Genomic DNA, 20,680 nt, shown 5'->3' on the forward strand with positions numbered 1-20,680 from the left:
AGAAAATCTGAGGTCTAAAACCTGGTTCCAGACTGCGCCTCCAATAGGGAATCTATTGGAAGCTCAGACGAGCTCGTCTACACAGAGTCAAGTTTACTTTGCAGAAATGTAATAATCAAATTTTTAGAACAATAAAAAGAGAGGTCGCGACGAAGGCTCTTAAACCTGAAAACTTAACCTCTCTTAATGACTATTCGACCTAAACTAGGTTGCTAGAAAACGCAGAAATTGCTCTCGATACGTTTCCTACTGGTCCCCTCAACAATGGCCAAATGTCTCTTGTCCTCCTTGCTGAGAAGCGCTCAGCTTTCCACCGTCGCTCGTTTGCCCAGTCCGGGTACTGCAAAACCCTCGCCCCGAACATTCCACACAACAGCCCCGGATGAGCTGAACCGGATCAAATAACTGTTTGCAACAGTTACAACATTCCTTCGTATCCATCGTTTATTTCTGTCCTTATCGAAACAAGTCACACCTTCAAATTTCCTTGACATGCAACTCTCTGATTTTTGCCAATTGTTGTTGTAACAAGCAAAATTCAAAGAATCACACGTCACCTTCGCCTAGACCATCTCATGGAAAGAACCTCTGATCATAATTTAAGGAACTAGTTAACAATCCAAAAAATGGCCAAAACGCACAAACTACCCCTAACCAACAATGTCAAAGAACAACCTTCCTTAAGGTTAAAATTTAAAAACAACGATGTGTGAGAAATTAAATATATTAGGCCGGATGGCCTAGAATAATCAGCGTAAATAGGTGTAAAGACGCAGAATTCATAATTTGAATTATGCTTTATAGCTCAGTCCTAATAAAAATCAAGCGAAAAGTGAACTTTTATTAATTTTATGTTAAGCTTCAAAACCTCGACTTTGTTCTTTAAAAATATTTGCCTTGGGTAGATAGAGATTCAATTCTTCGGTCTTGAGGCATTTCTTGGTCAATTTCCCAGTTAAATTTTCAGTCACCATCTCTCCAGACCGGAGCATTTCGGTAAATCAAAAAGAAGGTTTTTAGATGAAAGTGATTTCAATTCTTGGCATTTTGCTGTGCCTTGCTGGCATGGCCACGCCGCAAATTCCCGGAGTAGTCGGGGCGTTAGAAATAAAAGAATTTCGCGCCGATCTCACAACGGCAACAGTGATCTGGCATCTTCCAGAACCGGTAAACGAATCCATTGCTTTGGGTAATCCAATCTTACGAGTTCAAGGGAAATTGGATGTATTCTTTGCGCCCTTCAAGAATCCGCAAGCAAACATCATCAAGCCCTATGGAAGAGCGCCAAAAGCTGCAGATTTGCAAAAGCACTTTATGCGGCATGCACTGCGCGGCAAAACGGAGACGTGGTCAAATCCCACAACTCCAGAGGTGTCGACTAATGAGAGAAAGGTCTCAATCGTGCGCTTTGACTTTAAGATCACTGGGAAAAGTGGGCTAATCACCTACTCCTATCCCGCTAAGGCGATCATCGCCTCAGGCTTTGGTGAATTCGCCTACTTCGTCTTATACCCGAGTTCTCAAAAACTCACTGCGAAAGAATTTGCCGCTGGCGCAAACTCGCTTGCTAGCGACATTCGACTCATCGAGAGGCCTTAAAACCTCAAAGACCAAAAAAACAAGGAAGAATCAGAAAATGAAACTCCAAATTCTCGTCGCGGTCATGCTGATCGCACTTTTTTCGTCACTAGCGGGCGGCACCACTTTGGAGTCGTTCGCACCGGTGCAGGATGCACCAAAGACCAAGGATGTTGAGCTAACGCTCGAAATGGCATTGAAAGTGACCTTCAAGGTCCCTGAGACTGCGGCAAGGCCACAGATTGATGCGGGTGGCAGTGTGATTGACGTCAATCGCGTTGCCGCGATTACCATACCCACACTTCCGCCTAAAGCCGCCGTGCAAGAGCGCTTTGGCGGTAAAGAACCAACTCCCGAGGACCTAGTCAAGGCTTTCAAAGACTGGACTTGGGCGTTGGATGGAGCGGAACGAAAAAACGTTCCGGAAAAGCCAACAATCATCACTCCTCAAAAAGGACCAAAGATTGTGATGCTTGAGTACGATGTCGTGCATGAGCGAAACGGCACCTCGCGTCAGGCGGCGTTGATGATCTACTTCGAGGAGCGCGTGATCTTCATCGTCTGCACTCTGATCCCGGATAAGCTCGCTGACAGGCTGCTTCTCACCGAAGAGCGCAAAGCGCTAAACTTCGGGAAGATGGTGTATGACATCACCTCATCACTGAAGATCAGCAAGCTCTGAGACCTGCGAACTCGAACACCCGCAAAAGAGGCCCGGAGTAAATCGGTTTTAGCTCACAAAGCTACAGGTTTTCCTGAACCGAAATGCTCCTGGCCTCTTTTCTATCCACTAAAATATCCGGATTTTATCGTATCAAATAAGGTTGAGAGACAGAATTTCACCTGAACTTACAACCTAAAGGTCACTAGACACGATTTTTAGCTTTTCCTCCTCCAGCACATCCAGGCGCAAACGCGAAATTCCGCGGCCCTTGCACTGAAAGGGTGATGCTCTCCACGTCTAAGGCATGCGCGATATTACCTCTGCCAGAAAGGATCGCATTACGCACGTCTGAGTCAGCATAAACCCGCACAAGATACTGCCGCTTGATTCGTGACACTTCGCATTGGCTCAGTAACTCACGCAAAGCATTATAAATGACTGTGCCGACACAATCAGTTCCGATATTCCGACCGACATAAACTTCAATCGTAAAATCGCTAGGCCTACCGTCGACGCGAACTGCAAAAACAAGATTATTTACATCTTCCACGATTTCTCACCGTTTAAAGATATTTTTAAACGGTGAGAAAAATTAAAAACCCAGATCTCTGTCTCTCTGAATCAAGCTTAACTTTGTCTTGATTCAGAGATCATTATCCAAACTTACTCATCTGCAGATTTTAAAAGATCAAACTGAATGTCCTCAAGGCTCTCTACCTTTATCACAGGATAAAACCTTTAGTGAGGACATCCGACGTCAACGGCCAAATCTGCGGTTGTTAGTGTTTTTCCAGATCTCGAGCTGCTCGCGATGCTCCCCTGCTTTCATGGCGTTCAGAATCCACGAAGCAAAAAAAATGCCGCAGCTGATCATGAAAAACCCGTGAACCCCAGAGTCGTTCTGTATCGGGAAGTTCGGGGCAATCTTGTACCAAACACAGGCACAGATTACCAGGGCAACGAAGGAGAACCATGCGTTAATGCGCGTTTTTTTGTATGCTTCTTGCAGTTTCATTTTCACCCCTAGGAGTTTCCATTTAAGCCTTAATCACTAAGGCTTAACCAGAAACGCCTAGGAGGATGAACTTCTACCTTACTTAGAGAGCCTTTTGGACCTTTAGATTCTAACGAAAAACTAACAAAACCTCAATTCTTGGCATTTTAGTGCTGTTATTATATAATCAAAAATCTTTAACTGATCTTTCTAAATCTCTATCTCGAGTAGTCTCATTTTAGCCTCCTCACAGTCTAAAAAGTTCTTTTTTCCTAGAGCTTTATCGACCGTGGGCGAGTGCTTGCATTCCCTACAGGTTTTAACAAGGAAAAACTCATGCCAGATATCTACGGTCTCGCAATCATGTGGACAGCGCTTGCGCTTCTCACACTTGGTCTCGTCGCTCGCCAAAACCGCAAGGTTCACATCTCCAGCATGGTCTCGGGATTGACTCTGGTTTTTGCTCTTGTGCTGATTTTGCAAATCACTAAACGCGTTATCGGCAAAGTCGCCTCAGGTACGGTCAATGAAATGCCAGGCTGGCTGATGTCGATTCATGTCTCTCTAGCCGTGATTTTCATTGCGCTTTCTGTTGTAATGATTTCGACAGGAATTAAGAAAGCGCGAGGTTATCCCAATGGCCCTGACCGCCGCCTGCCTGCGATCCAGCGTCAACGCATCAACCGTCGGCATCGCGTCTGCGGCTTGATTGCCTACGGTGCAATGTGGGTTGTCGCGCTCACCGCACCTGGCTCGCTCATCGCGCAAATTTTGCCCAAGTAATTTACCCAGATAATTTACGGGGCAAAGGTTCTTTTTCCGGGGATGCAACACTCCCCACTTTTATTCTACTTTTTTCTATTTTTTAGAACAACATTCCCTTCTTTGGCTTTGGCTTGAACTTAGACTTAACCTTCTCCTTTATTAGCTCCCTCGTCCCTCCTGTCATCCTGAGTGAGCGAAGTGCGAACATCAGTGAGCACCGAGCGAATCGAATGGATCTCCAGCCTACGCGCGGTGAAAGCCAACTCCGGCTGGTATGTCAAACAACAGTTGTAGGGCAAATTGGAGATCTTTCGACTGCGCATGTATTCATTCTGCCAAATGAATACATTGCTCGCTCAAGATGACAAGAGGGGGATAAAGGGGAAGGTTAAGTCTGAGTTCAAGCCTAAGCCTGAGTTTTTTTCAATTACCGGACAGGCTCAGTCAAGCGCTCGGGTCGAAGGCAGGATGGCCCGTGGCCTTGCACTCCAAACAAAAAAAGGCCCGGTCTTTTCGACCGAGCCTTTGCTTAAACAATCAAAAAATCAAACTATAGTACTGATTCCTTGAATGCTTTGCTTGCTGTTAAGCGAATACGCTTACGAGCTGGAATGCGAATTGGCTCACCAGTTGCTGGGTTACGGCCCATACGCGCTTTGCTTTCACGCACAAGAATTTTTCCAATTCCTGGAAGTGGCACACGATAGCCTTTCTTAAGAGCAGAGTGAATCATGCCAGCAAATCCGAAATAAACATCACGTGCTACGCGACGGCTATCAAGATCGCAGCAACCCTTAAGCTCTTCGAAAAGTTCGCTTTGAGTATATTGCTTGCCATTTTTTGGCTTATTTACTTTCACTTTCTTTGGTGTAATTGCCATGTGGTTTTTCTCCCTTATTAAAAATCGCCGAATCAAGCATTTGTAGAATTATTCAAAAGTTCTAAAAACATTGATTTATCGGTGTTATATAAACTTCACGACAATTAAAGCAACAGCAAAATGTAAAAAATTGCCCATTTTTATTAATTTTTTCAGTGGTCTTAGTTCTACAATTTTCTAGTGGGACTCTATTTGACACGCTAAGGTCTTCATTTTATTGAATATTTTAAGGAATGTTTAAAAACATAGCTTTTCGCCAGCTGGACTCAAAGGCTTAAAACTTAGCAAACGCTTATCGTCTGAAAGTTCAAACTCAATGATTAAATCAAAATACTTTTGATAATGATTTAAACGCTCAGGCCATTCCACAAAAGTCACTTTTGTCCGATCGTGAAGATAACTGCCTAACTCTTCATAATCAGACCCACTAGTTAATCGATACAAATCAAGATGATGAATCTGATACAGAAGAGTTTGATTGCTTTCGTATATATGCTCGATCACATAGCTTGGACTTGAAACATGCGCGCCGGGATTTAGTGTTTGTAAAATGCCGCGCACAAATTCAGTTTTTCCCGCTCCAAGCTCGCCACTTAAACCAATTACTTCGCCCCCAGATAGTTTGGTAGCTAATTTCGCTGCCAAGGCATGAGTTTCGCTGATGCTTTGAACGATCAATTTCTGGTTACTCTTGTCCATTAAAAATTACGCCCGCGGAAAAATACAAATAGCTTCAGGTTTTACTTCTTGTTGGCAAAGCAATCGATCGATTACGCGTGGACTAGCATCAGCAATTTCACGAGCAATTAATCCAAGTGAATAACCTTTTTCTTCACGTAATTGTTGCGCGGTTTCGCCGTGGATAAATGCCCCCAGCTTTGCTGCGGGCAAAGACTGAATGCCCCGTGCCAGTAGCGCCCCGAGAATGCCGCTTAAAACATCCCCGCTGCCTGCCGTTCCGAGATCGGGCTCTTCATGACAATCGAGTGAAGTTTGACCATTTGGCGCAGCAACAACAGTGCGTGCACCTTTAAGCACAACAACTGAGCCTGTAAGCTCTGCAAGTCGTTGCGCAGACTCAATCCGCCGCACTTGAATTTCTGCGATTGGTTTTTCAAGCAAGCGAGAGATCTCCCCAGGATGTGGCGTGAGAATAAAATTAGGGCCGAGTTGTTTTAACTCCGCAGCATTTGCAGCTAAAATATTTAGCGCGTCGGCATCAAGGACAGTGGGGATATTTTTTGCGCGTAAAATCTGAATGCTTTCAAGTACGATATTACTTTGCCATGTTGCTGAGCCAAATCCAGGACCTAAGACAATAGCATCTTTGTTAGTTAGAACTTCAGTAAGCTCGCTGGGCTTAATCTCAAGACACATCATTTCTAAGACGCCGTGCTGAACTCCAAGCAGGCCTTCGTGATTAAGCCCAAGCGTAACTAAACCTGCGCCACAACGATGGGCCGCAAGACCTGTAAGCTTGGGGGCTCCATACTTGCCGCTTGAACCACCAATCACAAGGACGTGACCGCGAGTGCCCTTATGCGCGTCTGCCGTAAGTGGGTAACAAGATTTAGCTAGAGCTATCGCCTCTTCTGTAATCAGACACTCAAGCGGAAAATCACTTAGCAGTCGTTCTGGAATACCGATATCAACACAGAATAATTTACCGACATATTTCCTAGCAGGATCAAGCAAGAGGCCAATTTTGGGAGTTTGCAGTGTAATCGTAATGTCAGCCTTGACGACCTCACCAAGCACAGCACCGGTGGTTGCATCAATGCCACTGGGTTGATCGACTGCGATACAAAGATGCCCTGCGTTAGCTAATTTATTTGCTAACAAAATTAGCGCTAATATTTCAGCACTTGGAGCGTTGGCGCTTCCGGTTCCAAGAATTGCATCAACGATTAATCCGGCCTTACTTTGATGAGGATTAAATTCGGCTGTGCCAAGAGGAGAAATTGTAACGCCTGCTAACTCTGCTTTCTCGGCATGAAGCTTCGCTTCGTTGCGATATGCTGACACCTGCTGTGCAGCAATCACCTGCACGGGAATACCGCTCTCGGCACATAATCGCGCGACAACAAATCCATCGCCAGCGTTATTCCCTTTTCCACAAAGAATAATTACGCCCTGAGCAAGCTCTGCGGGAAATAACGCTTGAATCAGCTTGAAGATAGCTCTGCCGGCTTGATCCATCAAGCGTTCGGCCGCAATTGCCCCCGAGCTAATTACAGCCCGATCGACTTCCTGCATCTCTTCAGCGCTAAGTAATTTCATTAATTAGTGTCTAATTCTTAAGCAGTTGCTGCTAATTCAGCTTGCACTACTTCCGCAACTTCCTGGGCAATTGCTTGACAGATCAGCTGATCATCAGCTTCGACCATCACGCGTGCTTTTGATTCTGTGCCAGAATAGCGTAAGAGCAATCGTCCGCGATCTTTTAATTTCTTTTCTGCGGCAGCGACAACTTTGCTGACTTTGGGTAAATCCATAAAAGGAATTTTTCGAGTTACAGCAATATTGAGCAATACTTGTGGAAAACGTTCAATTAAGCGGTGAAAATCAGAAAGTGGGCGATCGGCTCTACGCATTGCCTCAAGCACTAAGAGCGACGTTAGTATGCCGTCTCCTGTAGTATTATGATCGAGCGCAATTACATGCCCAGACTGCTCGCCACCAAGATTCGCCCCGAGCTTTTGCATTTCGGCCAAGACATAACGATCGCCGACGTCTGCACGTGCCAAACTTAAGCCTAACTTGGCTAAGCTTTTCTCGAACCCATAATTACTCATCACCGTGCCAACGACAGTCTTACTCTTGAGCTTACCGCGTTTAATCCAATCATGCGCGAGGATCGCCAAAATCAAATCCCCATCAATCACTTTACCGTTTTCATCGCAGATAATCACCCGGTCGGCATCGCCATCAAAAGCAATTCCCAAAGCAGTCTTATTTTGCACCACAACATTCGCAACTGCCTGCGGATATAAACTCCCACACTGATCATTAATATTTGTGCCATTTGGCTCATCGCCAATAATCGAAAGTTTTGCGCCAAGTTCTTGAAAAACAAGTGGCGCAACTTTATACGCAGCTCCATTGGCCGCATCCAAAGCAAGCGTTAAACCTTCAAAACTTATTTCTCGGCTCACCGCTTCCTTGAGGAAAACAGCATAGCGCCCAATTGCATCATCAATACGCGCGGCTTTACCAATCAAACCTGGGACGGCACGAAGCTCGTCAAGGTGCCCCGGCTCCATTAAGCGCTCGATTTCAGCCTCAGTCTGATCAGCGAGCTTAAATCCATCTCCACCGAAAAACTTGATGCCGTTATCTTCATAACCATTGTGTGAAGCAGAAATCACTACCCCTGCATCGGCCCGCATGCTTTTTGTCATGTAAGCAATGCCCGGCGTTGGTAATGGGCCAACGAGCAATACGTCCACACCCATCGAAGTGATGCCGGAAGCCAAGGCAGTTTCTAGCATATAGCCGGAAAGGCGCGTGTCTTTTCCAATTAGAATACGGTGATGTCCGCGGCTACGACGCAGGACATGCGCCGCGGCACGCCCTAGGCGCATCACAGTCTCAGAATCCATTGGAGCAAGATTAGCAACGCCTCTCACTCCGTCTGTGCCAAAAAGTTTTTCGTTCATGCTAATTTGTAGCAGATTTATTAATATTCACAGTCACGCGGGATGGTGTTGTTGATACCAAATAGACACCCTCTTGAAGTCTTGAGTTACCATCCAAAATCACTTCTGGATCAAGCTCTAAAACTCCAGCTTCATAGGATCGGCAATCGATTTCAAGTTTTAGTTCACGCGTATTGATTTTCTCTAATACTTCATTTGGGCCAGTAAGATCAACTTTGACACGACCCGGGCTAACTGCGGCAGCATAGCCATCTCGGGTCACAACTTGTACCGGGATCTTATCAAAGCTCTTCAGGGCTTGTTTCTTACGCACGCTCAGATAAGCATGCACTACACTGGTAGATAGCTTCACGGTTGCGCGTGGTGGGATGAGTTGCAATTCTAGAGACTGATCCGCTTTAACTTTGGCCAAATCAATTGGTTCGGCACTAACCATTTGCACTGAACTTAATTCGCTCTCTGGACCAATCAAGGACACAAATCTTGGCGTAGCACGGATATCGCTAATAAATAAATCTTCGGTCAAAGCACCAACACGCTCGAGATCGACTGGGACTTCCTTACGCAACAATTTATCAAAACGTAATTCGATCATCGATGGTCGGATCTCGACAATTTTCATTCCACTCGGGACGGGGACATCGAAGTTATTGAGCTTCACACTATAACTGCGACTTAAGCGGTTTGGTAACGAAACAATGACTTTATCATCGGCACGCGAGAATTGATCAACTAGCGGGGCTGGTCCACGCACGGTTACCTGCACTGTCATGCCACGGTCAAAATCTACCGGAGAAACTACGACAAGGTCGTTTGGCAAATTCCTAAAATCTACCGCTAAATTAACATTGCGTACAACTGAATTGTCCGGACTGTAAAAGTATAACTCGAGTAAGAGCGCAATGATTACCGAAATTAACTTCAATCCAAGGTTTTCAGAGAAGAAGCGCTTCATTAAAGCACCTCCCGATTATTAGATATCAAGGCCCCTGGAGTTGTTGTCTCAGACTGCACTGTTTCAACCATGACCTCACTGGTCGGCTCACTTTTGGTGGCTTCAGAATCTTCATCAGGACGGCTTTTAGGGCGGCGTAAGATTCTTTTCAATAGTGCCTGATTACGCTTTTGCTCACGAATCACGATTAAGCGCGTAAGCGATGTGAGCAAAGACTTTTCATTTAAGTCACGGGTAATCCGCCCTTCACGCACTAAAGAAATTGTGCCAGTTTCCTCAGATACTACAATCACCAGCGCATCCGACCGCTCAGAAACGCCAATTGCTGCGCGGTGACGCGTGCCCAGGCCACGCGAGACATTGGGATTAAAGGTCAGTGGCAAAACAGAACCTGCGGCAATAATCTTATTGCCACTACAAACCACTGCGCCATCATGCAACGGCGAAGTTGGTAAGAAAATACTAATCATTAATTGGTAACTGATATCAGCATTAAGCTTAACTGCATTTTCAGTAAATTCTTCGAGCCCAACATCGCGCTGAATTACAATTAATGCGCCTAAGCGCCGCGAGCTCAGTTCTGCAGCGGCGCGGCAGATTTCTTTAAGCTTTTGCTCTACGCCTTTTCCCATGCCCATTCCCAGGCCAGGTCCAAGCCCCATTTGAATCAAACCGCGGCGGATATCTTCCTGAAAGAGCACGACCACAACAAAAATTGCAGAGCCGAGAAAATTTCCTAAAATCCAAGTTAGGGTCACAAGCCCAAGTTCGCGTGCAACCACATAGATGAGAAAAATCATCGCCAGCCCAGCTAGCATTGGACCAGCGCGGGTACCTTTGACGAGAATTAAAATGCGGTAGACAACAAAGGAGACAACGATGACATCAATTAGTGAGCTTAAAATTGTCCAGTTAGGAAATAACATTCCAGCTTGAATAACTTCTGCGGATGGAATGACAGGCGTGAACAAGTAAAAAATCTCCCTTAATATTTAAACTCAATTCCACAGAAAATCCTTAGGCGTTTCCGATTGGAGCGCCTTCCGTTATAGGTTTAAGATCTACCGTAGAATCATCATTGCCGTTACCTGATTCGGAACTTCCACCCGAAGAACCTCCGCGAGCGCCAGCTAAAATCTTACTGACCTGCTCTGCATCAAGCGTTTCTTCTTCGAGTAAGCGTGTCGCTAAAGCATCGAGTTTTACTCGATTAGCGCGCAAAAATGTGCGCGATCGGTTCAATTGCTCTTCAATTAATCGCCTGATTTCTTCATCAATTAAATTTGCAGTCTCCTCGGAATAGTCACGAGTTGAAGTAATTTCACGTCCTAGAAAAACCGCTTCATCGCGCTTACCGTAGGCCAGTGGGCCGAGACGATCGCTCATGCCCCACTCGCAAACCATGCGTCGTGCTGTGCGCGTGGCTTGAGTAATATCAGAACTTGCCCCAGAGCTGATTTCATTGAAAACAATTTCCTCAGCGGCGCGACCACCGAAGCAAACGCAAATCCAATCGAGATAATATTCCTTTGTATAATGATAGCGATCGCCTTCTGGGAGTTGCTGCATTAAGCCCAGCGCAACTCCTCGCGGGACAATCGTAACTTTATGTACGGGGTCAGCATGCGGGCAAAGTTTGGCCACAAGCGCATGTCCTGCTTCGTGATAAGCTGTAATGCGCTTTTCTTTCTCGGTCATGGCCATGGAGCGGCGCTCTGAACCCATTAAAATTTTATCTTTGGCAAACTCGATATCCTTCATCGAAACATGCTCGGCATCATTTGCCGCTGCATAAAGCGCAGATTCATTGATGAGGTTGGCAAGATCGGCTCCGGCAAACCCCGGGGTGCCGCGTGCTATTTTGGCAAGGTCAACATCTGAGGCCAGCGGAACTTTCTTGGTATGAACTTTTAAAATCGCCTCACGTCCGCGCACATCAGGAAGCGGCACGACTACAGTGCGGTCGAACCGTCCGGGGCGAAGCAGTGCTGGGTCCAAAACATCAGGACGGTTAGTTGCTGCAACTAAAATAACGCCTTCATTCGTTTCAAAGCCGTCCATTTCCACTAAGAGCTGATTGAGTGTCTGCTCACGTTCATCATGACCACCGCCGAGACCGGCACCACGGTGACGTCCGACGGCATCGATTTCGTCGATAAAAACTATGCAAGGCGCATTTTTCTTGGCACGCAAAAACAAGTCGCGCACTCGTGAAGCACCAACGCCGACAAACATTTCAACGAAATCAGATCCAGAAATACTAAAAAATGGCACGCCTGCTTCGCCGGCAATTGCCTTAGCCAGTAGTGTTTTCCCCGTACCAGGACTGCCAGCAAGTAGCACACCCTTAGGAATGCGGCCGCCAAGTTTAGTGAATTTTTTGGGGTCTTTTAAAAATTGCACAATCGACTGCAATTCATGCTTACACTCTTCAATCCCTGCGACATCTTCAAAAGTAATTTTTCCGGGGCCTTCCTCCAGCATGCGCGCGCGGCTTTTTCCGAAACTTAAGGCCTTGCCGCCGCCAACCTGAACTTGTCGCATGAAAAAAATCCAAACTGCAATCAGCAATAGCATCGGCCCCCAATTGGCAAGAATCACTAAATACCAACTGTCTTCTTCCTTGGGCTTGGCTTCAACACGAACGCCAGCTTCGAGTAGTGTTTTCACGAGATCTTGATCGCTTTGCGGAGGCAGTTTAGTTAAAAACTCACTTTTCTCTTTGGCATCAGCTTTGAATTTATACTGACCCTTAATTTCACCTTCCTTAATCACGACTTCGCTGACGCGGCCTTCTTTTACGGCCGAACGGAAATCTGAGTATGGGATTTCGGTTGCGCCTTGATGTGGCTCGCGCATCACGTTGTAGAGCAGGCCCACCATTAGCGCTAAAAAGAGCCAAAGCAATAAATTTCTAGATAAATGATTCAACTGTTAAAATCCTTTGTCGTCTACCTGCAGATAAATCCACCTTAAGCCTTATAAGAAATAAGCGAAGTCTGCACAATCCTTGAGCATTTAGACCGATCTAATCGGTCTAAATTGTCCAGTAAACAGATTTTACTGGACCAGTAATAAAAACGCATAGATATAAATTTCAAGTGATAACAAAAATTTATATCTATGCGTTTAATATAAAGATCTGCACCCCTTGGTGTCAACTTTTATGAACAAATCACTAGATCGTCTGCATTGCCAACAGAAAGAGACGTACCGTGTCCGAGTTCAATCACTGCACCAGGCTTTGTGGGGCCGCTGCTTGCCAGCCATTCAGATGCTCTCACCCATGCAGAGTATCCGACTTTTAAGACTGAATGATGTTTGTTTTGATTCAATTTAGACTGAGAAATCATCTGATCTCTCAGCACGCGCCACTGCAGCGCCTTAGGTAGGGCTAATAAGTCACTGCGTTTGAGGGCGTTTACACTCGGTATTTTAGCGAGAATTTCATCGCTATAGCTATTAATCAATGCCTCATCGGCATGCATGCGCGCGACAAATTCGGAGAGCGCGCTATCGACTTGTGGGTTAATTTTATTGCGGATTAAGGTCAATAGTTCGTGGCGAATAAAATTTCTCAGATAATACTGATCTTGGTTACTTGGGTCTTCGACGAAAGGAATTTCTAGCTCTGAACAGTATGCGCTAAGTTCGGTTCGGCTTAAATCTAATGCCGGGCGAAAGAGTTTACGTTCTTGATCATACTCGGCGATGCACCCAGCCTGGGTGAGTAAGCGTCCAGTAAGCAAGCGACTTAAAAGTGTTTCGGCCTGGTCGTTCAGGTTATGTGCTGTGACGACCAGGTCTGCAGCTTGATTGAGGCGTACAGATTCTAAGAATTGATAACGTTTTTCTCTTGCCCATTCTTCGGTGCTGCGGCCTTGATCTTTTGCTGCCAAATTGACGGTGAAAAAATCAAGTCCATAGTGGCTTGTGCGATCTTGAACAAAGTTTTGGTCAGCATCACTTGTCGGGCGCAGTTTATGGTTTACGTGGGCGACACTGATTTTGATATTTTTTTGGACTTTAGAGACTTCAGAAAAAGCGTGTAGCAGAGCTGAGGAGTCTAAACCTCCGGACACAGCGAGCACTAAGCTAAGCTCCTTTTTTTTAAGGCGTGTGAGGAGCTCTTGGCATTTGTCTCGAATTTTTCCGAAAACAATTTCTCTATACATTTTGCTGATATTTATGAATCAACAAGCACGGAGTTGCAAGAATGTAGGCCGTTCTAAAGTAATTCATGGGTGTAAGCTCTACAAGCTTTGGCATTGAGTTGTTGTGAAAACTAACCCGATACGAGGGATAAATACCAGGGATTAAAATGACAAGGGCTTGAATATGTTCTTTCTTAGCTATGGCACTGCGTTACTATAAGAATCGCTCAGTGTTTTCCGTAGCAACAACATGCAAGATTCCCTCAGGAATTAGGTCGCACTTAGAGTGCAAATCATAAACTACAGCGCAACATAAGGATTGCAACTTAAGAACCTGCTATAAAATGCCGATACTTCTTTCGAGAGCAATATGAGATCTTATGGGAATGGGAGTTCTGGATCGAAAACAATTTGACAATTCTCGGGGTTTCACACTGGTCGAGTTATTAGTGTGCGTAGCTTGCATCAGCATTCTTTCAGCTGTTGCAATTCCCGAAGTTCAAACGCACATTGTCCGCACTAGAAATGCTAAGGCCGTTTCTAACATCCGTAATGCGATAACAGCACAAGAAGTTTATTATACCGATAATTATACTTATGCAAATACGATTACTGAGTTAATTACTGTCGGGTTGAGAAAAAATGATGATATCCTAATGAGCATCAATGGAGCAATTGGTGGCATGGGCGGGAGTTTCGTGACAGACACATTCTACGCCTTCACTGCTGTACATGACAAAGGCCAGTCAACTTTTAACACGACTCCTGGTTCGTACGCTTGTTATAACTTTAGAAGTGACAGTGGCACCCTAACGAAAGCTACGGGTGGTCGCGGTGGAGTGGTGTGCGTAACGGGAGATTAAATTTTAGGGAAGTAACCCCGTAGCAAAGATGACGAGCAGGATAACACCAGTTTGTTCGATGGAAGCTTTCTGCTTAGCCATGGTATGGGATTATTTACTGAATAAAAGATTTTGTAAGCGTGGATTCTCGAGATGACGCAAACTTGTAATGCTTTTTCAATGCTTGATTATAAAAAGAGCCGAAGTAGTAATTAAAAACATTATAAAAAAATTGGGAGGAGCAGTAATGCAATTGTGCTCCTCCGGATTGGCTCAATTTTGGCTTACTTCTTGCAACGCAGTGCCGATGAGGCCCGGATGTTGAAGATAGCTATCGAGCTTATGACCGCCTGCGCTCTTAACTGTAACTACAGGAACCTTCTTGTTTGGTGCTCTGACCAAAAAGGGTTCGATGTAGACTACAGCAAGGCGATCAACTCTGTCGGGTTGTTCCTCGAGAACCTGATTTGCGACTTGTCTTGCAAACTGAGCACCTTGCGAGTGTCCAATTAAAATCACATAACGGCTTTTCGATTCGAGCACGCGCTGAGCGAGTGCATCGGTCATATACGACGTCATTGGATCCTTGATGCCAGCAGCGTTGAGCGGATAGCCCCACGATACGACTTCAAACCAGTCAAAAATCCCCGCAGAATTATTCCGAAAACCATAGAACCTTACGTCCTGAAGCACTGGCTCAACTTCTTGAGCGGCCAAGGTGTCGACATGGCGTTGGAACTTGTCGTCGGTAGAATTTACGCCACCAATATAGATCACCTCATAGCGAGGAATCTTCTGGTCATAGGCCGCAGTCTTAACAGATGACGATGGTTCGACGAACGCATAGCCATTCTTATTCATTGCTGCAATCAGACTAAAAAAAGTCGGGAACCCGAACAGGATCACTAGGATCCAGATCATCGCTTTCCTCCTTACATTTGACTTCGTGTTGAGTTTCATAATTCCTCCAGAAATACCTTGAGATTTTTTCTCAAGGTATTTCTGGTTGTGAATGAAAGACACGTTTAAAACCTGAAATTACTACTTCGACTTTTTAAGCTTTAATCAGGCGCTAAGCGTAGGCTTAATTAAGACCGCTTAAACAGCCGAAGTTGGACAAACTACCTGGATTCAAATGTCAGAAATTAGCCAGAATCAAATCAGGCCTTATCCTCAATGTTATGGACGTTAAAAGCTTGGTGTGTCTTTTACAAAAAATAGCGCTCGTTTAATGCTCTTAATCAACTTAGTATGAGTTTTTTCCATGGTACGGGGTTACTAGTAAAACAGCTCATAGCGCCATAAGTCATTGAAATCAATATAAAACTCCAATCTCATCTAAAATAATCAATTATCGATTCTTTTCCACTCAAGTCATCATCTAAACTAGGTCGATATTTCTTAAGCGGATTAATGAAATAGCTCATTAAATTAGCATACACGAGCACTGCTTCAGGGCAGTTGCAAAGGCGTTTTTTAAACAGGTTTTTATCGCAAGATGATCGCTCGCACGCTTGATACTGGATCACTTATCGCTGGTCGATACGAAGTTATCTCACTCGTCGGCACAGGCGGTATGGGCACTGTTTATAAAGTAATCGATCGCTCACTCGATAACACAATCATCGCTCTTAAATTTATTCACCCGCACCTGGTCCAAGATTCTGTGCTCTTCGGACGTTTCCGCAATGAAGTACTCGTTGCTCGCGAATTACATCATGAAAATATCGTAAGTATCTACGATCTCCAAGACACTGGAGAAGGCTCATACTTCATCTCTCTCGAGTTCATCGACGGTGAGAGTTTGAATAATCTCATTTATGATGAGCGAATCTCATTAAGTTTTCAAAATGTTTTATTACTACTAGAACAAATTGCAACAGGACTTGCGCATGCGCATTCACGTAACGTCATTCACCGCGATCTCAAACCTGATAACATTCTTCTGCGCCGCGATGGCGTTGTAAAAATCACAGACTTCGGACTCGCTCGCATGCTCACCCATCAAAAGGGCTTTACCCTTAACGGCGAAACTGTCGGCACACCCCACTACATGTCACCTGAGCAGATTCGCGGACACGATGTAGATACGCGTTCTGATATTTACTCTCTGGGAATGATTGCCTACGAATTGCTGCTGCGCAATCGCCCCTTCGAGGACCAGAGCTGGTTCAGCCTAGCCACCCGCCATCTGACTGAACCAATCCCTGACTTAAGGGAAAGCAAAGTCCCCGTGCCACGCTGGTTTGAACAGCTGTTCACACGTTGCGTTGCTAAAAATCGCGAAGAGCGCTGTAGTTCTGCCGAAGAATTTCTACAGATCATTCAATATTACAGCACACACCCTGATGAATCGCTATCGACTGACTTCGTGATCGTCTCTGCCCCAAAGGGCGAGGAAACAACAATTGCAAAACCAGCCGAAGAAACAACAGTTCAACAAGAACGCCCTGCCTCAAAAACACTCTCAGCAACAGATGTCGACGAAATTTGGAGAATTCGCCGTCCCGAATCATCGCTCCACCGCCAGTCTTCTCCATCAGTCCTAACAGCACTTGAAGCAATTACAGAACAGCCGCACGTCGAAGCACGCAGACAAACACTGGTCCGCAAAAAAGTTTCAAAAAGTGATGTCATATGGGACATTGTAGGTGTGGGGCTATTCTTATTGACTTCGGTTGGTGCTTACTTCTGGTGGAGTAGTAAGCAAACTGGCCCTGAAAATGTAATGCGCGCCGCAACACCTGCCGCAAGTTTAGGCCAAAGCGAACAAGCTACTCAAGCAATGCTACCACAAGCAAGTGCTAAACTTGAAATCGGGACAATTGAATCAAACTGGATCACGCTCGGTGACAGCGGAATCTTACGCTCAATTAAACTGCCCATTACCAACACTGGCAAAATTCCCGCTGAAAAGATTCTCGCTGAAATCACACTTCCCGATGGTGGAGTTGTCAGACGCCCAATCGTCGGAACAGTAGAGCCCGGAGCAACTGCAGAATTTCAAATTGAAGTTAAAGAAGCTTCCTCAAAACGTGGCAACCCACAAGTCAAACTACGCTGTTTAAGCTGCGGCGACGATCGTCAGGAAGTCATGAAATTCATGAACCTACGCGCAACAGGATATGAAATTCATCGCACGCCTCAGCAGCGCAAGGCCCCTCGCAAACACTGAGTCGACACACGTTCAGATCGATCCACTGCACTAGGGAAACTAAGTCTTGAGGTAAGAACACATGATAGTGAATACTATAGTCAATCTTCACTAAATCGTGCGCCTTGGCAATCGCCTTCTCACGGGAAAGATCCTCCACGAAATTGGCATAGTCTACATAGTGCTCAAAATCTCGTTCAAGTGATGGGGCTTGGTAGTCAAGAATCAAATGTTCCAAAGTTGTGCGCACACGCTTAGCATCAAAGTTCATGCGCTTATCTGGTACTACTAGATAGATCAACCCACCCGGCTTAACGACGCGATGCCAATGTTGCAATGCTTGAATTGGGTTTCGCATGTGCTCGATCACATGCGCTGCAATCAAAAAATCATACTTGGCATTCTCAACTGGCTGGAGCGTTTCAGCATCACCAATAATCGTCGGCTCAACTAGATCAAAGTCTCGTAGCTCCGCATAATGTTCGCGCATTTCTTTAACCGTTAGCCTGTCAATATAGTCCATTTGCATCCCCGCATGCGTTGGCATGGGTCGATGCAGTGGTCCAATCTCAAGGCCGCAGCCGCTGAGTTTATTAGTAAAATGACTGCGCCAATCAAGTGGCACAACGCGCTCATATGAGCGGTCGTCCATCACCGCTTGTGGCATTTGACATGGGACATGCAAGCGTTCCTGAACAAAACCTAGACCTTTGCCGATTTTTTTCCAAACGCGACCCAATGATGTGTTAGTGCAAGACTCTGATAAAATATATTCACGCATGCCAAACTCATAGCATTGATTAAGCTAGAATTAAAGCCTTACGCTACTGGGAAAAACTATGTAAATGAGCAGCAGTTAATGCTTGCGCTGCTTACTTGCAATATACTTAGCACGAGATTTTCGTGAACGCCGCGAACCTCCCGATGAGAGCAAGGAAAGTAGCAAAACTTCCCCTAATAGGTCGAATGCTAGAAAAGCTACAGCCCCTGAGACAACTCCTGCCAATCCAACTTTCATGTAGCGTTCTTTACACTCTGAAGTCTGACAAATTTGAGTTGCAGCTTCAGCAGTGTCTAAACGCTTGAAGCCAAAATAAACAACTCCAAGAGCAATCAAACAAAAAATTATAAAACGTTTTGTCTTCATAACCAGATTGTATCAGTCTGGGTATCGCTATTCTAGAGGGGTCTGTCGCGAAACTAAATTTCGCGACAGACCCTAGAGAGCTTCAACTTAAATTTATTAGAATAAATATTCGCTTTTTAATGGACAAGTTCGGGGTAAATTAAGTCAAAACGCGGGATGTCGACATCAATCGATTCGCCGGCCCCAGTAGTTAGCGTGTAAGTGCCATGCATTGAACCTACGGGGTCAGGAATGACACAACCTGAGGAATACTCGAAACCTTGCCCTGGGCCAATCACTGGCTGCTCACCGACAACACCATCACCTTGAACTTCCGTGTAAAGCACACCGCCAGAAAAAACAAACCAATGCCTGCGCATTAACTGCACGGTTTCCTTGCTGACATTCTCAATCCTTACAGTGTAGGCATAGGCATATTCGTGCCGTGAAGGGTCAGACTGATTGGGGACAAACTGGGGGAAAACGGTAATGCGGATATCGTTGGTAGTCAGGGAATATGAAAATAGATGCTCTTTCATCTAATTCAAGAATACCTTCCCTGATAGTCCCAGATCAAGGAAAAGTTTTTGGCACGCGACAAAGAAATTAGCCAAGATCGGACCTAATCAGAGCTTAGCTAGTGCTTAAGAGCCAATGTCGGTGCGGTAATAGATCCCATCAAAATGAACTTGTCTGACGGCAGCATAAGCCTTTTCTGCTGCTTCATGCATGGTTTGTCCGAGCGCAGAAACAGTCAAAATTCTTCCACCTTTTGACCTGACATCAGCCCCGACCTTCCTTGTGCCTGCATGAAACACTGCAATCGTAGGAGAAATCTCTGGATTAATTTCAATCACCTTATCGTCCTCAACTTGCCTTGGGTAGCCACGTGAAGCACAAACAATACAGACGCAGGCTTTCGGTGTCCAACGCAACTCCACAGTTTGCAATTTACCATCCACAGCCGCATCAATTGTAGCAAGTAGATCGCTTTCTAAACGAGGCAAAATTACTTCCGTCTCCGGGTCGCCCAAACGGCAATTAAACTCCAAGACCCAAGCCTTACCCTGCGGGTCAATCATTAAGCCGGCGTATAGAAACCCTTTAAAGATAATTCCCCGTGCTTTAAGTTCAGCAAGCACCGGCACAAAAACTTCGGCTACGATTTCTTCTAAACGCTCTTCTGCAAAAACAGGTGTGGGAGAAATCGCGCCCATACCTCCAGTATTTGGTCCACTATTACCTACCCCCAGACGCTTGTAATCTTGACTGACCGCAAGTGGCAGCACCACTTCGCCATCAACAATAGCAATCACAGATGCCTCGCGACCCTGGATTTTCTCTTCAATTACAACCTTACTGCCAGCCGAGCCAAAAGCGTTACCGCTAAGCATATCTTGAGTTACTGAAATTGCTTGAGCAATTGAATCAGTTACGACTACGCCCTTACCGGCCGCAAGCCCGTCGGCTTTAATGACCAATTCTGCAGCTTGTGAACGGATGTAGGCTACGGCCTGATCGGCATCCGTAAAGACTCTACCTGGGGCGGTCCGCACGCCAGCTTTGAGCATTACTTCTTTAGCAAAACTCTTAGACCATTCGAGCTGAGCTGCCTCTTTAGTTGGGCCAAAGATTCTCAGTCCACGTTCCTGGAACACGTCAACAATTCCCTCAGCCAGCGGCGCTTCAGGCCCGACAATTGTTAAGTCAATTTTATTTTCTAAAGCCCAAAGTGCAAGCATGACTGGGCTAGGCGGGTTAAGTTCGACAATTGTTGCCAGCTCTGCAATCCCGGCGTTGCCTGGGGCGCAGTATAATTCCTGCAATCTAGGACTTTGCTTCAATTTCCAGCAAATCGCATGTTCACGAGCGCCGCTACCGATAACTAAGACTTTCATTAACATTCACC

Annotated in this window: 21 protein-coding genes; 5 read left to right on the top strand and 16 right to left on the bottom strand. The window is 45.5% G+C overall.

The features are described from left to right. Window positions 1-854 precede the first annotated feature (854 nt). A complete protein-coding gene (locus tag JNK13_01560; protein MBL7661414.1) occupies window positions 855-992 on the bottom strand; it encodes a hypothetical protein in 138 nt (45 codons plus the stop codon). A 28-nt stretch (window positions 993-1,020) separates the two neighbouring features. On the opposite strand from JNK13_01560, the gene JNK13_01565 reads away from it, so the two are divergent. Beyond that, complete coding sequence (locus JNK13_01565) at window positions 1,021-1,599, top strand: hypothetical protein (protein ID MBL7661415.1); 579 nt, start codon at window positions 1,021-1,023, stop codon at window positions 1,597-1,599. 37 nt (window positions 1,600-1,636) lie between these two features. Further along, window positions 1,637-2,260, top strand: coding sequence for a hypothetical protein (locus JNK13_01570; protein ID MBL7661416.1), 624 nt, complete (start codon window positions 1,637-1,639; stop codon window positions 2,258-2,260). Between the two features lie 184 nt (window positions 2,261-2,444). Here the strand turns inward: JNK13_01570 and JNK13_01575 are convergent, their stop codons facing one another. Both JNK13_01575 and JNK13_01580 read right to left on the bottom strand, forming a co-directional pair. Beyond that, window positions 2,445-2,792, bottom strand: a complete 348-nt coding sequence (locus JNK13_01575; GenBank protein MBL7661417.1) for a hypothetical protein — start codon at window positions 2,790-2,792, stop codon at window positions 2,445-2,447. 207 nt (window positions 2,793-2,999) lie between these two features. Further along, complete coding sequence (locus JNK13_01580; protein MBL7661418.1) at window positions 3,000-3,257, bottom strand: hypothetical protein; 258 nt, start codon at window positions 3,255-3,257, stop codon at window positions 3,000-3,002. A gap of 315 nt (window positions 3,258-3,572) precedes the next feature. Here JNK13_01580 and JNK13_01585 point away from each other — a divergent pair, with 315 nt between their 5' ends. Continuing rightward, window positions 3,573-4,019, top strand: a complete 447-nt coding sequence (locus JNK13_01585) for a hypothetical protein (protein MBL7661419.1) — start codon at window positions 3,573-3,575, stop codon at window positions 4,017-4,019. A gap of 532 nt (window positions 4,020-4,551) precedes the next feature. On the opposite strand, the gene JNK13_01590 is transcribed toward JNK13_01585, so the two are convergent. From JNK13_01590 to tilS, 8 genes are all read right to left on the bottom strand, one after another. Then, window positions 4,552-4,881, bottom strand: coding sequence for an HU family DNA-binding protein (locus tag JNK13_01590; protein ID MBL7661420.1), 330 nt, complete (start codon window positions 4,879-4,881; stop codon window positions 4,552-4,554). 237 nt (window positions 4,882-5,118) lie between these two features. Beyond that, window positions 5,119-5,580: a tRNA (adenosine(37)-N6)-threonylcarbamoyltransferase complex ATPase subunit type 1 TsaE gene (gene tsaE, locus JNK13_01595; GenBank protein MBL7661421.1), complete on the bottom strand. Its 462-nt coding sequence runs from the start codon at window positions 5,578-5,580 to the stop codon at window positions 5,119-5,121. 6 nt (window positions 5,581-5,586) lie between these two features. Beyond that, complete coding sequence (locus tag JNK13_01600) at window positions 5,587-7,161, bottom strand: NAD(P)H-hydrate dehydratase (GenBank protein ID MBL7661422.1); 1,575 nt, start codon at window positions 7,159-7,161, stop codon at window positions 5,587-5,589. Between the two features lie 17 nt (window positions 7,162-7,178). After that, a complete protein-coding gene (locus tag JNK13_01605) occupies window positions 7,179-8,540 on the bottom strand; it encodes a phosphoglucosamine mutase (GenBank protein MBL7661423.1) in 1,362 nt (453 codons plus the stop codon). 1 nt (window position 8,541) lies between these two features. Continuing rightward, window positions 8,542-9,495, bottom strand: coding sequence for a hypothetical protein (locus tag JNK13_01610; protein MBL7661424.1), 954 nt, complete (start codon window positions 9,493-9,495; stop codon window positions 8,542-8,544). Continuing rightward, complete coding sequence (locus JNK13_01615; GenBank protein MBL7661425.1) at window positions 9,495-10,421, bottom strand: TIGR00159 family protein; 927 nt, start codon at window positions 10,419-10,421, stop codon at window positions 9,495-9,497. Before JNK13_01615 ends, JNK13_01610 begins: the two co-directional genes overlap by 1 nt. Before the next feature lie 91 nt (window positions 10,422-10,512). After that, window positions 10,513-12,426 carry an ATP-dependent zinc metalloprotease FtsH gene (ftsH, locus tag JNK13_01620; GenBank protein MBL7661426.1) on the bottom strand — a complete coding sequence of 638 codons (1,914 nt, stop codon included), beginning with the start codon at window positions 12,424-12,426 and terminating at the stop codon, window positions 10,513-10,515. Window positions 12,427-12,659: 233 nt separating this feature from the next. Then, complete coding sequence (tilS, locus tag JNK13_01625) at window positions 12,660-13,670, bottom strand: tRNA lysidine(34) synthetase TilS (GenBank protein ID MBL7661427.1); 1,011 nt, start codon at window positions 13,668-13,670, stop codon at window positions 12,660-12,662. A 359-nt stretch (window positions 13,671-14,029) separates the two neighbouring features. Between tilS and JNK13_01630 the strand changes: the two genes are divergently transcribed. Further along, a complete protein-coding gene (locus tag JNK13_01630; protein ID MBL7661428.1) occupies window positions 14,030-14,512 on the top strand; it encodes a prepilin-type N-terminal cleavage/methylation domain-containing protein in 483 nt (160 codons plus the stop codon). A gap of 252 nt (window positions 14,513-14,764) precedes the next feature. Here JNK13_01630 and JNK13_01635 read toward each other — a convergent pair whose 3' ends face one another. Further along, window positions 14,765-15,412 carry a hypothetical protein gene (locus tag JNK13_01635; GenBank protein ID MBL7661429.1) on the bottom strand — a complete coding sequence of 216 codons (648 nt, stop codon included), beginning with the start codon at window positions 15,410-15,412 and terminating at the stop codon, window positions 14,765-14,767. Between the two features lie 577 nt (window positions 15,413-15,989). On the opposite strand from JNK13_01635, the gene JNK13_01640 reads away from it, so the two are divergent. After that, the gene (locus JNK13_01640; protein ID MBL7661430.1) at window positions 15,990-17,666 is read left to right on the top strand and encodes a serine/threonine protein kinase; all 1,677 of its coding nucleotides are present in this window, start codon (window positions 15,990-15,992) and stop codon (window positions 17,664-17,666) included. On the opposite strand, the gene JNK13_01645 is transcribed toward JNK13_01640, so the two are convergent. The 4 genes from JNK13_01645 to purD all read right to left on the bottom strand — a co-directional run bounded on the left by JNK13_01645 (window position 17,593) and on the right by purD (window position 20,669). Beyond that, window positions 17,593-18,426, bottom strand: a complete 834-nt coding sequence (locus JNK13_01645; protein ID MBL7661431.1) for a methyltransferase domain-containing protein — start codon at window positions 18,424-18,426, stop codon at window positions 17,593-17,595. The two genes, JNK13_01640 and JNK13_01645, sit on opposite strands and share 74 nt — an antisense overlap. A gap of 75 nt (window positions 18,427-18,501) precedes the next feature. Then, window positions 18,502-18,792: a hypothetical protein gene (locus JNK13_01650; protein MBL7661432.1), complete on the bottom strand. Its 291-nt coding sequence runs from the start codon at window positions 18,790-18,792 to the stop codon at window positions 18,502-18,504. A gap of 116 nt (window positions 18,793-18,908) precedes the next feature. Then, window positions 18,909-19,310 (bottom strand): Co2+/Mg2+ efflux protein ApaG, encoded by a 402-nt coding sequence (apaG, locus tag JNK13_01655; protein MBL7661433.1) that lies wholly within the window; start codon window positions 19,308-19,310, stop codon window positions 18,909-18,911. Between the two features lie 105 nt (window positions 19,311-19,415). Next, window positions 19,416-20,669: a phosphoribosylamine--glycine ligase gene (purD, locus tag JNK13_01660; protein MBL7661434.1), complete on the bottom strand. Its 1,254-nt coding sequence runs from the start codon at window positions 20,667-20,669 to the stop codon at window positions 19,416-19,418. Window positions 20,670-20,680 lie beyond the last annotated feature (11 nt).

The sequence above is a fragment of the bacterium genome, from assembly GCA_016786595.1.
Classification (GTDB): domain Bacteria; phylum Bdellovibrionota_C; class UBA2361; order SZUA-149; family JAEUWB01; genus JAEUWB01.

Excerpts from the sequence above, each read along its gene's own strand:
- JNK13_01645 (MBL7661431.1), bottom strand. The coding sequence starts at position 18,426 with ATGCGTGAATATATTTTATCAGAGTCTTGCACTAACACATCATTGGGT.
- JNK13_01610 (MBL7661424.1), bottom strand. The coding sequence starts at position 9,495 with ATGAAGCGCTTCTTCTCTGAAAACCTTGGATTGAAGTTAATTTCGGTA.
- JNK13_01630 (MBL7661428.1), top strand. The coding sequence starts at position 14,030 with ATGGGAATGGGAGTTCTGGATCGAAAACAATTTGACAATTCTCGGGGT.
- JNK13_01565 (MBL7661415.1), top strand. The coding sequence starts at position 1,021 with ATGAAAGTGATTTCAATTCTTGGCATTTTGCTGTGCCTTGCTGGCATG.
- JNK13_01615 (MBL7661425.1), bottom strand. The coding sequence starts at position 10,421 with ATGTTATTTCCTAACTGGACAATTTTAAGCTCACTAATTGATGTCATC.
- JNK13_01560 (MBL7661414.1), bottom strand. The coding sequence starts at position 992 with ATGCTCCGGTCTGGAGAGATGGTGACTGAAAATTTAACTGGGAAATTG.
- JNK13_01635 (MBL7661429.1), bottom strand. The coding sequence starts at position 15,412 with ATGATCTGGATCCTAGTGATCCTGTTCGGGTTCCCGACTTTTTTTAGT.
- purD (MBL7661434.1), bottom strand. The coding sequence starts at position 20,669 with ATGAAAGTCTTAGTTATCGGTAGCGGCGCTCGTGAACATGCGATTTGC.
- JNK13_01605 (MBL7661423.1), bottom strand. The coding sequence starts at position 8,540 with ATGAACGAAAAACTTTTTGGCACAGACGGAGTGAGAGGCGTTGCTAAT.
- apaG (MBL7661433.1), bottom strand. The coding sequence starts at position 19,310 with ATGAAAGAGCATCTATTTTCATATTCCCTGACTACCAACGATATCCGC.
- JNK13_01650 (MBL7661432.1), bottom strand. The coding sequence starts at position 18,792 with ATGAAGACAAAACGTTTTATAATTTTTTGTTTGATTGCTCTTGGAGTT.
- tsaE (MBL7661421.1), bottom strand. The coding sequence starts at position 5,580 with ATGGACAAGAGTAACCAGAAATTGATCGTTCAAAGCATCAGCGAAACT.
- JNK13_01600 (MBL7661422.1), bottom strand. The coding sequence starts at position 7,161 with ATGAAATTACTTAGCGCTGAAGAGATGCAGGAAGTCGATCGGGCTGTA.
- tilS (MBL7661427.1), bottom strand. The coding sequence starts at position 13,670 with ATGTATAGAGAAATTGTTTTCGGAAAAATTCGAGACAAATGCCAAGAG.
- JNK13_01570 (MBL7661416.1), top strand. The coding sequence starts at position 1,637 with ATGAAACTCCAAATTCTCGTCGCGGTCATGCTGATCGCACTTTTTTCG.
- JNK13_01580 (MBL7661418.1), bottom strand. The coding sequence starts at position 3,257 with ATGAAACTGCAAGAAGCATACAAAAAAACGCGCATTAACGCATGGTTC.
- JNK13_01640 (MBL7661430.1), top strand. The coding sequence starts at position 15,990 with ATGATCGCTCGCACGCTTGATACTGGATCACTTATCGCTGGTCGATAC.
- JNK13_01590 (MBL7661420.1), bottom strand. The coding sequence starts at position 4,881 with ATGGCAATTACACCAAAGAAAGTGAAAGTAAATAAGCCAAAAAATGGC.
- JNK13_01585 (MBL7661419.1), top strand. The coding sequence starts at position 3,573 with ATGCCAGATATCTACGGTCTCGCAATCATGTGGACAGCGCTTGCGCTT.